This window comes from Alteromonas confluentis (assembly GCF_001757105.1).
Lineage (GTDB): Bacteria > Pseudomonadota > Gammaproteobacteria > Enterobacterales > Alteromonadaceae > Alteromonas > Alteromonas confluentis.
On sequence record NZ_MDHN01000004.1, the window covers coordinates 83,127 to 95,595 of the forward strand.

Annotated in this window: 11 protein-coding genes; 6 read left to right on the top strand and 5 right to left on the bottom strand. The window is 49.3% G+C overall.

Annotation, left to right across the window (positions count from 1 at the left end):
• Positions 1-59: 59 nt before the first annotated feature.
• The 6 genes from exaC (at position 60) to BFC18_RS01330 (ending at position 8,140) form a co-directional block, all read left to right on the top strand.
• The gene (gene exaC, locus BFC18_RS01305; RefSeq protein WP_070123387.1) at positions 60-1,577 is read left to right on the top strand and encodes an acetaldehyde dehydrogenase ExaC; all 1,518 of its coding nucleotides are present in this window, start codon (positions 60-62) and stop codon (positions 1,575-1,577) included.
• Positions 1,578-1,697: 120 nt separating this feature from the next.
• Complete coding sequence (locus BFC18_RS01310; RefSeq protein WP_083272851.1) at positions 1,698-2,678, top strand: ABC transporter substrate-binding protein; 981 nt, start codon at positions 1,698-1,700, stop codon at positions 2,676-2,678.
• A complete protein-coding gene (locus BFC18_RS01315) occupies positions 2,620-3,459 on the top strand; it encodes an ABC transporter permease (protein ID WP_245680311.1) in 840 nt (279 codons plus the stop codon). The genes BFC18_RS01310 and BFC18_RS01315 overlap by 59 nt, the downstream gene beginning before the upstream one ends.
• Positions 3,456-4,178, top strand: a complete 723-nt coding sequence (locus BFC18_RS01320) for an ABC transporter ATP-binding protein (protein ID WP_070123388.1) — start codon at positions 3,456-3,458, stop codon at positions 4,176-4,178. Before BFC18_RS01315 ends, BFC18_RS01320 begins: the two co-directional genes overlap by 4 nt.
• 79 nt (positions 4,179-4,257) lie before the next feature.
• Positions 4,258-5,469, top strand: coding sequence for a nitric oxide-sensing protein NosP (gene nosP / locus BFC18_RS01325; protein WP_070123389.1), 1,212 nt, complete (start codon positions 4,258-4,260; stop codon positions 5,467-5,469).
• Positions 5,435-8,140: a NahK/ErcS family hybrid sensor histidine kinase/response regulator gene (locus BFC18_RS01330; RefSeq protein WP_083272853.1), complete on the top strand. Its 2,706-nt coding sequence runs from the start codon at positions 5,435-5,437 to the stop codon at positions 8,138-8,140. Before nosP ends, BFC18_RS01330 begins: the two co-directional genes overlap by 35 nt.
• A gap of 20 nt (positions 8,141-8,160) precedes the next feature.
• Here the strand turns inward: BFC18_RS01330 and BFC18_RS01335 are convergent, their stop codons facing one another.
• The 5 genes from BFC18_RS01335 to BFC18_RS21565 all read right to left on the bottom strand — a co-directional run bounded on the left by BFC18_RS01335 (position 8,161) and on the right by BFC18_RS21565 (position 12,466).
• Positions 8,161-8,826, bottom strand: a complete 666-nt coding sequence (locus BFC18_RS01335; protein ID WP_070123390.1) for a response regulator — start codon at positions 8,824-8,826, stop codon at positions 8,161-8,163.
• A gap of 72 nt (positions 8,827-8,898) precedes the next feature.
• The gene (locus BFC18_RS01340) at positions 8,899-9,696 is read right to left on the bottom strand and encodes an ABC transporter permease (protein WP_070123391.1); all 798 of its coding nucleotides are present in this window, start codon (positions 9,694-9,696) and stop codon (positions 8,899-8,901) included.
• Positions 9,693-10,430: an ATP-binding cassette domain-containing protein gene (locus BFC18_RS01345; protein WP_211481001.1), complete on the bottom strand. Its 738-nt coding sequence runs from the start codon at positions 10,428-10,430 to the stop codon at positions 9,693-9,695. The genes BFC18_RS01340 and BFC18_RS01345 overlap by 4 nt, the downstream gene beginning before the upstream one ends.
• Positions 10,427-11,383 (bottom strand): YVTN family beta-propeller repeat protein, encoded by a 957-nt coding sequence (locus tag BFC18_RS21560; RefSeq protein WP_070123392.1) that lies wholly within the window; start codon positions 11,381-11,383, stop codon positions 10,427-10,429. Before BFC18_RS21560 ends, BFC18_RS01345 begins: the two co-directional genes overlap by 4 nt.
• A 3-nt stretch (positions 11,384-11,386) precedes the next feature.
• On the bottom strand, positions 11,387-12,466 hold the full coding sequence (locus BFC18_RS21565; RefSeq protein ID WP_245680312.1) for an ABC transporter substrate-binding protein: 1,080 nt from the start codon (positions 12,464-12,466) through the stop codon (positions 11,387-11,389).
• Between the last annotated feature and the right edge of the window lie 3 nt (positions 12,467-12,469).

Genomic DNA, 12,469 nt, shown 5'->3' on the forward strand with positions numbered 1-12,469 from the left:
GCAGACTAAAACCCGCGATCTGGCAACGCTTTTAAAATTGAAAAACCGGAGTAATACTTATGATTTACGCAGCACCTGGACAACAAGACTCGGTTGTAACGTTTAAAGAACAATATGGCAACTACATCGGCGGCGAATGGGTCGCTCCAGTAAAAGGCCAGTACTTCGACAACGTTTCACCGGTTAACAACGAAGTATTCTGTTCTATCCCACGTTCTACTGCAGAAGACGTAGAACTGGCACTTGATGCCGCTCACAGAGCGAAAGCTGCTTGGGGTAAAACGTCTGTACAACAACGCTCTCTGCTTCTGCTGAAAATTGCAGACCGCATTGAAGAAAACCTGGAAAAGCTGGCAGTAGCTGAAACTTGGGACAACGGTAAAGCAGTACGCGAAACACTGAACGCCGATATTCCTCTTGCCGCTGACCACTTCCGCTATTTCGCAGGCTGTATCCGTGCACAAGAAGGTACCATCGGTGAAATCGACGAGCACACTGTTGCTTACCACTTCCACGAGCCGCTGGGCGTAGTAGGTCAAATCATTCCTTGGAACTTCCCTCTGCTGATGGCAGCGTGGAAACTGGCGCCGGCACTGGCTGCGGGTAACTGTATCGTTCTGAAGCCTGCTGAGCAGACGCCTGCTTCAATTCTGGTACTGATGGAAGTTATCGGTGACCTTCTGCCTCCTGGTACCCTGAACGTAGTCAACGGTTACGGTGCAGAAGCGGGTCAAGCACTAGCAACTAGCAAGCGTATTGCTAAGATTGCTTTCACAGGCTCCACTCCGGTTGGTTCTCACATTCTGAAGTGCGCTGCAGAGAACATCATTCCTTCAACCGTGGAACTGGGTGGCAAGTCGCCTAACATCTACTTCTCTGATGTAATGAAGCATGAAGATGAGTTCCTCAGCAAGTGTGTGGAAGGTACTGTTCTGGCCTTCTTCAACCAAGGTGAAGTATGTACCTGTCCTTCACGTGCCCTGATCCAAGAAGATATGTACGATGACTTTATCTCTCTGGTAGTTGCACGTACTCAACAAATCAAACGTGGTAACCCGCTGGATACTGATACTCAAGTTGGTGCACAGGCATCTGCTGAGCAGTATGACAAGATCCTGGGCTACCTGGAAATTGGTAAGAAAGAAGGTGCAGAAGTCCTTATCGGTGGCGGCCCTGCTAACATCGAAGGCTTCAACAAAGGTTTCTACATCGAGCCTACGCTGCTGAAAGGCAACAACAACATGCGTGTATTCCAGGAAGAAATCTTTGGTCCTGTAGTAGGCGTGACTACCTTTAAAGATGAAGCGGAAGCACTGGCCATCGCTAACAACACCGAGTTTGGTCTGGGTGCTGGTGTATGGACCCGTGATACTAACCGTGCATACCGCATGGGTCGTGGTATCGAAGCTGGCCGTGTATGGATGAACTGCTACCACGCATATCCTGCACACGCCGCGTTCGGTGGTTATAAGAAATCAGGTGTAGGTCGTGAGACCCACAAAATGATGCTTGACCACTATCAGCAAACTAAAAACCTGCTGACCAGCTACGACATCAACCCGCTGGGCTTTTTCTAAAAGCGTTGCCTGAAAAGGCGTAAGTCCGGTACCCGTCATTCTGGCGGGTACCTTTTTCCTCTGCTGGTCTACGCTTAATAAGGTAAGCCATTCTCAAAACCTAGAAGAAAAAAGTACCTTATGACTGCATTGCCGCGCATTCTGTTTCTGTTAAGCCTCCTGTTCTCCAGTTTTATGCTGGTTAAAGACGCGTTTGCCAAAGACGTTGTCCGCGTGGGTGTTTTACAGTACGGCACAGTGAACTGGGAGATGCAGGCCATTGAACACCTAGGCTTGAAAAAAAACGATGATATTCAAGTAGAGGCGATACCACTGGCATCTACTCAGGCGTTACTTGTCGCACTTCAGGGCGGAAAAGTAGACGTCATTCTCAACGACTGGCTATGGGTTGCCAGACAAAAAGGCCTTGGCCGCGAATACCGTTTCGCTCCCTACTCATCTAACGGTGGCCAACTTGTTGTTCGAAACAACGCAAACATTCATTCACTCAGTGACTTAAAAGGCAAAACCATCGGTATCGCCGGTGGGAAAACCAATAAAAACTGGGTGCTATTCAAAACATTTATTCAGCAACAAACCGGATTAATACTGGGCAAAGACATCGCCGTTAAATTCGGTGCGCCGCCTATGCTCAATGCACTGGTAAAACAAGGCGATCTGGACGGTGTTCTCAACTTCTGGCATTACGCTGCGCAACTCAACGCTGAAGGCATGCCGACACTGCTGACAATGGAAGATTTACTTCAAGGTTCAGGCATCGAGACAAAATTACCGGTACTAGGCTGGGTTTTCAGTGAAAACTGGGCCAATGAGCACCGTAGCGCGATTAATCAATTTCTGGCGCTGTCAGCTGACGCGAAACACAAAATGAAAGAACAGGACGATGTGTGGCAATCGCTACCTGCTTTCACCCGCTATCCACAACCTGCGCAGCCTTACCTTATTGCCGGATTCCGTGATGGTGTCTTCACCCACGTGACCGAACAAACCGAACCCACCATGGCGAAGGTGTTTGCCATGCTTGTAGCCAACCAGGAAGACAATGATGTCACCGGTAACCTCACAGCCCTACCAGAAGCCATCCTTTGGCAATGGGAATAGCGTGTCTGGCGAACTAAATGCCAGCACACCGCACTGGTACCAGCTTCCGGTATTGAAGCGGCTGGCATCTGTGTGCCTGTTACTGGCTTTCTGGCAGGTGTGCGTAGTCGCGTTTAATCCTGCCCTACTGCCTGCGCCAACAGATGTATTTTCCCGCTTAGGTAGCGAACTGCAAGGCCCGCTACTGTATCACCTCGGCCAAACGTTGCTTCGTGTTGGCATTGCCTTTTCTATTGCAATGGTGATCGGCATTGCCATCGGCCTGGTTATGGGTCATAGCAAACGAGTTGACGACTGGGCGGACAGCATTCTCACACTCATGTTGAATGTGCCCGCACTGGTGACCATCATCCTGTGCTTTATCTGGTTCGGTCTGAACGATATCGCCGCTATCCTGGCTGTGGTGTTAAACAAGGCGCCAAATGTGGCGGTGACCCTACGAGAAGGCGCCCGTGCCGTAGACAGCAAACTGATGGAAGTTGCCAAAGTTTACCAATTGTCTCCACTACGAACCTTCAGCAAGGTGTATTTACCTCAGCTTTATCCGTATGTCATCGCGGCTGCACGAGGCGGCCTTGCCCTAGTGTGGAAAATCGTACTGGTAGTAGAACTTATTGGCTGCAGTAATGGAGTTGGCTTTCAGCTTTCTACCTATTTCCAACTGTTCGATATCACCGCCATTTTAGCCTACACGTTAGCCTTTGTTAGCATTGTATACGGCATTGAGGCGTTGGTTTTACGCCCGCTTGAAAAAAGGGTGTCAGGGTGGCGTCAACGATGAGAATTGAAGTTAAACTAAAGGCATTTGAAGCCGCTACCCCTCTAATCGCCGATCTGAATTTTTCCGTCGAAGAAGGTGAAATTGTAGCCCTGATTGGCCCGTCTGGGGCCGGGAAAAGTACGCTGTTAAACATTATCGCCGGGCTTGATACCGATTACGACGGTAACATTGCCAATGTACCAGAACGTCCCGTTGGGCTAATGTTCCAGGAAGCTCGCCTAATGCCTTGGCTCACTGCGTTAGAAAATATCACATTGGTTGCTCCTGCCTCCCACCCTGATCCGCAAAGCGAAGCCAAAAAACTGCTCTCACTGGTCGGGCTGGAAAAAGACATCAACAGCTATCCGGCCCGCTTGTCTGGCGGCATGGCCAAACGCTTAGCGTTGGCAAGAGCGATGATGTTCAACCCTGGCGTATTACTCATGGATGAACCTTTTTCATCACTGGATGCCCCAGCCGCAGAGAGTTTACGACGATTATTATTGACGCTGAAAAAGGAAAAGCCTTTCAGCATTATTTACGTAACCCACGATTTGAAGGAGGCCGTCACCATAGCCGACCGCGTACTGATATTAGACGCAAAGCCCATGACCATTGTGCACCAGGAAATTATCTCACTGCCCCGCCCGCGATTCCTCCACGATGAGGCGGTCAATGAGGTATGCAAACCACTGTATAACGCCTTCCCGGCACTCCTTTATGGAGACACAGATAGGTGAGTCCGTATGTGAAATTGCACAACATTGTTGTTAAGCATTTGTGAAACAGATATTATTCCTCCATACCTCTGGAGGAAACATGAGTCGTCAACAAGCACAACTGGCTGTCGCCCACGACGTAGTCAGCGGTGTAGCCCGCGCCGGGAGTGAAAATCAAGACCCGGTAAAAGCTGCTGCTGAAATCTATCGGGCACTTGCTCCGTGTGAGCCTACCTGCGTGGTATTTTATTGCTGCACACGATATCCGCTGGAGTTACTCTCCCGTGAATTATCGCGCTACTTCCCTGATATTACCGTTATCGGGTGCACATCGGCGGGTGAAATAACCCCTCTGGGATACTGTAAACATAGCATTAGTGCGTTTGGTTTAAGCCATCAGTCTTTTGCAGTGGAGTCAGTACTCATTGAGAACCTGACGGCGTTTACTAAGAACGACGCCGATGTTCTGGTTGCCAGCATGATGGATAATCTACGTAAGAAAGCGGTCACGCCGACTCCCATCGACAAACACTGCTTTGCTATGACATTACTCGACGGATTATCTATCCGCGAGGAGCAGGTAATTGCCGCTCTGAGCACCAGTTTGCATGAAGTGCCGCTGGTGGGTGGTTCTGCCGGTGATGACCAGCATTTTGTTGATACCCAGGTTTTCTATAACGGTAAATTCTACAGCGACGCTGCCGTATTCATGCTGGTGAATACCACCTGTATGTTTGAAGTATTTTCGCAGCATCATCTGGCTCCGCAACAGGAAAAACTGGTAGTCACTCAAGTATCACCCAATTTACGTGTGGTACAAGAGTTTAATGCCGAGCCCGCTGCACTGGAATACTGCCGCATAAATAACCTGAAACTGGAAGATCTCAATCCTCGCACGTTTGCCATGTATCCACTGGCCGTTCAGATTGGTGATCACCTCTACATTCGTAGTATTCAGCAGGTTAATGACGACCTCAGCCTTACCTTCTTCTGCGCAATAGACGCAGGCGTAGTGCTTACACAAATGACCTCACCTGGCTTGCTTTCTCATACCTCAATGATCTTTAATTTATTGGAAGAATCAGTGGGTGAGATCCAACTGCTTATTGGCTTCGATTGCGTGCATCGCCGCGCTGAAGTTGACGAGTATCAGTTGGAAACAGAAATGTCTGCGTTATACCGGGAGCACAATGTCATTGGCTTTAATACCTATGGTGAGCAAATCAATGGGTTACACCTTAATCATACCTTCACTGGTGTTGCTATAGGATATCCCCGTGACGAATTCCAGCCAGAACATACCTACTCATAGCCCCTACCCGGCCGTTGAAACTGAAGCCGCTTCCGACGAACTGGAACGGCTTCGTTACGAAAACGAAAAGCTCACTAAGATCAATTCGGTATTAATGCGCCGTGTGGAAATGGGCTGGGGCAACCACAGTGATGCTTATCAAAGCTTTGAAGACGCGGCACTGCTGGCCGACAAGGTCAAAGAGCGTACCTACAAGCTTCAGCAAACCCTGCACCGGCTTGAAGAATCAAACCAACAACTCGATCAGGCTCGCCACGAAGCGGAAATTAGCCGGGTATCGTCAGATCAAGACAGACAACGCCTCACCGACGCCATCGAGAGTATTTCAGAATCGTTTGTGTTGTTCGACGCCGAACGCAAAATTGTCCTGGTAAACAGTCGTTGCCGTGAATTCTGGAACCGTTTCGGCATTAAGTTCGAAATGGGTGTCACAACTTTTCAGCAAATCACTGCCGCATCGCTGCCGTTAGTCGATCATAGCTGCAAAGTTCAACGCAAAGTCAGTGCCTTCCCGGAATCCATTACCCAGACGATTTTTAAATTGCGCGACGACACCTGGATTCAGATGTCGGAAAGGAAAACCGCTGAAAATGGCCTGGTGGTGGTGTATACCGATATCACCAACATTAAGAAAACCGAAGAGCTTCGCTATCAAACCGCCATGGCGGAACAAGCGCAGCTCTTGAAGTCTACCCTTGAAAACATGACTGAGGGTGTGGCGCTCATTAACGAAAACAATGAGCTGGAAACCTGGAACCAGCAGTTTCTTGAGTTCGCCGGTTTGCAGGAAAGTGAAGTACGCCGAGGCGACAAGTATGATGACCTACTCGCCAACAGCGAATTACACGCCCTGCCCGCGTTACGATTATCTGAACAACTCAACGACGACGGCTTCTGCGAAACAGAAGTGACCATGCAAAATGGCTGTGTGTTATTGTTCAAGAGCCATCTGATCCCGTCTGGCGGCATGCTTAATACCTTTACAGATATTACCGAACGCAGTCATCACCAGCGTGCATTACAGGAAAGTGAGCAGCGCATACGCTTAATTACCGACGCCATGCCCGCGCTTATTTCCTACGTGAATAAAGACATGTGCTACGAGTTCGTTAACCGCGAATTCGAAAAGTGGTATCACCGCTCGCGTTCAGAGATCATCAGTCAGCATCTACGCCACGTGTTGGGTGAGCAGGCCTTCAATAATCTGTTTATCTACATTGAGCGGGCGATGCTGGGGCAATCGGTGAACTTTGAAGTAGAAAGTACCATGGAGAATGGCAATAGCCGGATCTCCAATAAAACCTACATTCCCCATTTCGACCACGACCGCAACGTGGTGGGCTTTTTTGCCCTTGAACAGGATGTCACCGAACAACGCAGAACAGCCCGGGCCCTTAAACATGCTTACGATTACATGGAGCAGCGGGTTAATCAGCGTACCAAGAAGATTTCTGAAATTAACGCTCAGTTGCGCAAAGAAATTGAGGACCGCCAGTTAGCGCAAATCCACTTGCTGGAAGCCAAGCGCGAGGCCGACCACGCCAACGAATCGAAAAGTAAGTTCCTGGCCGCCACCAGTCACGATTTACTTCAACCTATGAACTCCGCACGCTTGTTTGTTAGTGCACTGGCCGAACAAAAGTTACAACCAGAAGCACTAAAGCTGACGAATTCATTAAGTTATTCATTGGAAAATCTCGAATCGCTAATTACCGCCCTGGTAGACATTTCTAAGCTGGAAGCAGGCCTTATCGAGCCCGTACTCGACGACTTTGCGGTTGAAGATTTGATGACAAATCTGGAAGCCGAATTCCGTCCTCAAGCAGAAGCTAAAGGGCTCAAATTCCGTTTCCGTAACTCGTCCAGAGTGGTAAATTCCGACGGCTATCTACTGGCCCGTATCCTACGAAACCTGCTTTCCAATGCCATTCGCTACACCAATGAAGGCACCATTCTGCTGGGTGCGCGACGCAAAGCCCACGGCCTTGAAATTCAGGTCTGCGACACCGGTATCGGTATTCCGGGAGATAAACTCAGCGAGATATTTCAGGAATTCAACCGGGTAGAAGCGAAAAAACGACGTCACGATCAAGGCTTGGGTTTAGGTCTGGCCATTGTAGATAAACTCGCTACGGTGATGAATCACAAAATCGGCGTAGCATCAGTGGAGAACAAAGGTTCCCGCTTCACGGTAACCCTGCCCTTTGGTACTCAACGCAGTACAGCAGATTTACCCATTAAACCTACCGTTCAAGACCGGTTTAATAGTCACCTGGAAGGTGCAAACCTACTGATTATTGATAACGACGAAGCCATTTGTCGTGGTATGGAAGAGTTACTCACCGGCTGGGGCATTGATGTGACCAGCGTACAAACACTGGAAGAACTGGCGCGAGATAACTGGCTAAAAGACTTACAACCCGACCTGATAGTTGCCGATTACCACCTCGACGATGGAGATACGGGCTTTGACGCACTGGAAATTGTAGAGCGAGAGTTAGGCAGCGATGTGCCTGTGATTATGATCACCGCCAACTACACCAACGAGCTTCGTCAGTCGGTGCGGGCCAAAGGCTATTCATTGCTGAACAAGCCGGTTAAGCCTCACAAAATGAAACTGGCGTTGAGTAACCTGATGTCGAAAAAGGCTGAACGCACAGCAGAAGGCTAGAGGGGCGTTTATTAGCCCCTTTAGCGCACCAAATAATGATTAAAGTCGATGCTGGCGGCACACAGGGCCGCCTGAATGCGGTTGTGCACGTTAAGTTTGTTGAGAATGGCCGATACGTGCGCCTTCACCGTGGTTTCGGCAATGTTGAGTTCGTACGCAATCTGTTTATTCGACTTACCCTTAGCAATACATTCAAATACCAGTAGCTGACGGCGGGTTAACGCTGCAATCAGTTTAGGATCGATTTGCTGTGAATTGCTGTCGTCCTTCGGCTTGCTGCTACCACCTTTGCGAATAATATCTGGCGGCAAATAAACCTGACCCGAGAGCACCTGCTCTAACGCTGCTACAATCTGCTCGCAGCTGGACGATTTAGTAATAAAGCCTACTGCACCATAGGTGAACGCCTGCAATACCACGTTTTTATCTTCTTCAGCAGAGACGATCACAATGGGAATTTCCGGAAACTGATTTCGGAATCGAACAATACCGTTTAATCCGTCCATGCCAGGCATGTTTAAATCGAGCAAAACCAGATCAATGTCTGGATTTTCTTCTGCGACCTCAATGGCAGCATCGAGATCAGTACAGGTAACAGTTTTTGTATCAGCGATATTGCGCTCTACGAAATCTGTAATGGCATAACGAAAAAGTGGATGATCGTCTGCAACCAGGATCTCTACCATAATTGTAAACCTTTTGTTAATTCTAAACGAATAGTAGTCAATTCAGCATAGCGCTGTCGAGCATTAAGCTGTCTACTTGCTTGGTTTTTTCTTTTGTTGCATACCACGCTTCGGATCGTACCCCCAAATTGCCACGCCGCAGAATACGACTGTGGTAACAAGAGTGACCCATGTTGCCGTAGGATTCCAGCTTTCATATAAAGCAAATCGTATTAATTCAACGCCATGGGTAAAGGGATTGTACGCTGACACCCAATAAAGCCACTCGTTCGACTCTTTAAGTTTCCACAACGGATAAAGCGCTGAGGAAAGAAAGAACATGGGAAAGACAACAAAATTCATTACCCCGGCGAAGTTTTCTAACTGCTTGATAAACGACGACAACAACAAGCCGAGAGCGCCCAGCATTAAGGCTGTTATCAGCAGAGCCGGAGCAGCATATACATAGCCCATCAGCGGCACTTCAATGCCCAACAGCCAGGCTATCAGGAAAAAAGCGTATGCTTGCAACAACGATATAATCGCCCCTGCCACCAGTTTCGACACCAACAAAAACGGCCTTGGCAACGGACTGGTAAGCAATATTTTCATACTTCCCATTTCCCGGTCGTACACCATGGACAAGGAACTTTGCATGCCGTTGAACAGCAAGATAATGCCTGCTAAACCCGGCATGATATATACATCATAGGTGATATACGTGTCGTAAGGCGGAATAATTGCAATACCCAGCGCAGCCCGGAATCCGGCGGCGAACACCACCAGCCATAATAAGGGTCGCACTAGTGCACTAACCAGTCTGGCTTTTTGATGCCAGAAACGCCACATTTCTCGAATTACAATGCCTTTGAAAGCAACCCAGTACTTCATGCTGCCTCCCCGGAAGTGGTGAGGTTGCGGTACAGTGATTTCACGCCACCCACCTGCTCATCATCCAGCGCTTGCTGACAGGGTTTGTCGAGCAGAATTTTGCCCTGATGTAACAGAATAAGGTGGTCTTCAGGCAACACTTCATCTACCAGGTGGGTCGACGACAACACAGTAATGCCCCGTGATTCACACAAGCCACGAATATGCTGATTGATGCTGTCGCGGGTTGGCATATCCAGTCCCACACTGGCTTCATCGAGAAGCAGAATAGCCGGGTCATGCAACAATGCACGGGCTATTTCTACCCTGCGACGATGGCCGCCGTTTAACGAACGTACAGAATCTTTTTTGCGGTCGATAAGTTCAAAGCGAGCAAGTTCACGCTCGATAGCCGCTTTGCTCGCTTTTGACGACATGCCGTGAAGACTGGCGTGGTACTCCAGATTTTGCTGAACGGTTAAGTCTAGATCCAGCGTGCTTTGCTGAAACACAATGCCCAGGGCTGCCAACGCTTTTCGTGGTGCCTTTAAGGTGCTGTGACCAGCCACGTCAATGGCGCCGTCACGGGTTTGCAGCAGCTGGCACAACAGATTAAACAGCGTGCTTTTGCCCGCGCCATTTGGCCCTAGCAAGGCGTAAAACTGCCCCTGCTCTAGTTGCAGGTTAACGTTATCCAACACCCACTTTTGCTGGTAACGATAACGCAGCGAATCGACGTTCAGCGCCAGACTCACGGCTTCACCGCCACACCCCAAGGGTAACGACCCACTTTCAGGGTTTTAATTACCTTCAGGTCGTCCGTATCAATAACCGAGACGTCTCCACTCACGCCATTGGTCGTCAGTAGTAATTTCTGATCGTTGGCGAATTCAAGCATCCACACTCTGCGACCGACTAACAGGTAGTCCAGTACTTCGTAGGTTTTCGCATCAACTACAGCAACATGATTTGCCGGGCCCAGCGCCACAAACGCATATTTGCCGTTATTGGTGAGTTTTACGCCTACAGGCTGAATCTTGTCTCTGTGCACGCCGGGAATTTTAAAATTAATGGTATGTGTGATGGCTTTGCTGGCCACATCAACAATGGAGACAGTGCCGCCAATCTCAGAAGATGACCATACGGTTTTGCCATCTTTGGTAAATTCCACATGACGGGGGCGCTGATCCACCAATGTATTGTCGACAAGTTCCTGGGTGCTGGCGTCAATCCAATGCAGCATGTTGGTGGTTTCAGAGGTATTAATCACCCACTTTCCATCCGGACTGGCTGCCATGCCCTCAGGCTCTACGCCCACGTCGATTTGTGCCACCACATCCCGCTTTTCAGTATCGACCACCGTAACAACGGCATCATCTTCGTTAGCTATGTACAGGTGGTGATTGTTAGGATGCAGCGCAAACTGTTCAGGGTCTTCGCCGGAAGGCAGGTTATGGATAATTTTATTGGTTGCCACATCCAGTACCTGCACCGCATCGGAATCACTGGCGCAAATGTACAAATATTTGTAGTCATGACTGAAAATAATGCCCCGGGGGCGCATGCCGACGTCAATGGTTTGCAATACCTCTAGGGCGTCGGTATCAATTAGGGTCAGAGTGTCATCTTTTTCATTCGAGACGTAGGCAATATCTGCCATCGCCGGGCTCGCAGCCATCATCATTGCAGGTAAAATCCAAGACTTCATTATTTACTCCTGTGCCATTGAGCAGCGCACTTCAGGTTTGTCATACCCCAGCGTATCCAGGTCGGTATTCGGATGCAGGAAACCCTGCTGAGGCGACTGGGAAACCAGAGATTCAGGTTGAACAAGTGGAATGGGTTGTCGTAGCTGGCCGTTCCAGTTTCGGAAGGTAAGCTTACGCCCTTTGAATGCCGCCAAATCGAACTTATCACTCATAAGATACTGATAAAGCGTAGCAGAATTCGCTGATTTGGTGCGAGTGACGGCTTCAGAAACCGCTCGTACGGCCAACCAGGCATTGTAGTCGTCTTCATTCATCGGACGACCATTGGTATCAAAAAAGCGGTTTTGCAACTGCAGTGCTCCCCACTGTTCAATACTGCGATGCCAGCTAGCGGCCTTCATTCCGTGCGTACCGGCTACAGGGCGCGGCAGGTAAGTGTTGTAAGGAAGATAAAAGCCGAACAGGTTATCGGCATCAGCCACCAGCACCACGTCGTAATCTTCACCCTGTGTCAGTGCAGGCACTTCCTGCTGAGAGGTACGGCGTAGGTCCGTATCGAAGGTCCAGGTTCTGCGACCGGTAATTTCGGTGCCGAAACGCTTTGAACTTCTTACATAAGCGTTAGCCATGGCTTTATCTGCCTCGCTGCTACCTTCTACGATAAACCATTCACGCCACCGTCTCGCCATTAAAAACTGTCCCAGTGCATCGCCTAGCATGGCGTAGCTCGGGGCTGTGTGTACCAGCCCAGCCTGACATTGGGTAACCCGCCAACGATCTGACTTGTTTGTGGCGTTGATAAATAACCGGTTGCTAGCTTCAGGCAGTGCCAGTATTGCTGACATCACCTTATCCGACACATCAAGGATAACGGGCCCGGGGTTCGTGGCAAGCCAGCTATTTAACGCTTCGATAAGCTCGTCAGAATCCGCCCCATCAATCACTTGAAGGGCGTAATGCTGATTTAAAAATTTCCCAGTGGTGTTGCTATCGACAATGCCCAGCTCTGCTCCCGCAACGCCGTTATTTTCAGGGGTTTTAAACAACGCTAGCGATGGCGAAGGTTTACTGGAGCTTTGCATAAC

Bases quoted from the DNA above. Each gene is read 5' to 3' on its own strand.
- exaC (WP_070123387.1), top strand. From the start codon at position 60: ATGATTTACGCAGCACCTGGACAACAAGACTCGGTTGTAACGTTTAAA.
- BFC18_RS01310 (WP_083272851.1), top strand. From the start codon at position 1,698: ATGACTGCATTGCCGCGCATTCTGTTTCTGTTAAGCCTCCTGTTCTCC.
- BFC18_RS01315 (WP_245680311.1), top strand. From the start codon at position 2,620: ATGATGTCACCGGTAACCTCACAGCCCTACCAGAAGCCATCCTTTGGC.
- BFC18_RS01320 (WP_070123388.1), top strand. From the start codon at position 3,456: ATGAGAATTGAAGTTAAACTAAAGGCATTTGAAGCCGCTACCCCTCTA.
- nosP (WP_070123389.1), top strand. From the start codon at position 4,258: ATGAGTCGTCAACAAGCACAACTGGCTGTCGCCCACGACGTAGTCAGC.
- BFC18_RS01335 (WP_070123390.1), bottom strand. From the start codon at position 8,826: ATGGTAGAGATCCTGGTTGCAGACGATCATCCACTTTTTCGTTATGCC.
- BFC18_RS01340 (WP_070123391.1), bottom strand. From the start codon at position 9,696: ATGAAGTACTGGGTTGCTTTCAAAGGCATTGTAATTCGAGAAATGTGG.
- BFC18_RS21560 (WP_070123392.1), bottom strand. From the start codon at position 11,383: ATGAAGTCTTGGATTTTACCTGCAATGATGATGGCTGCGAGCCCGGCG.
- BFC18_RS21565 (WP_245680312.1), bottom strand. From the start codon at position 12,466: ATGCAAAGCTCCAGTAAACCTTCGCCATCGCTAGCGTTGTTTAAAACC.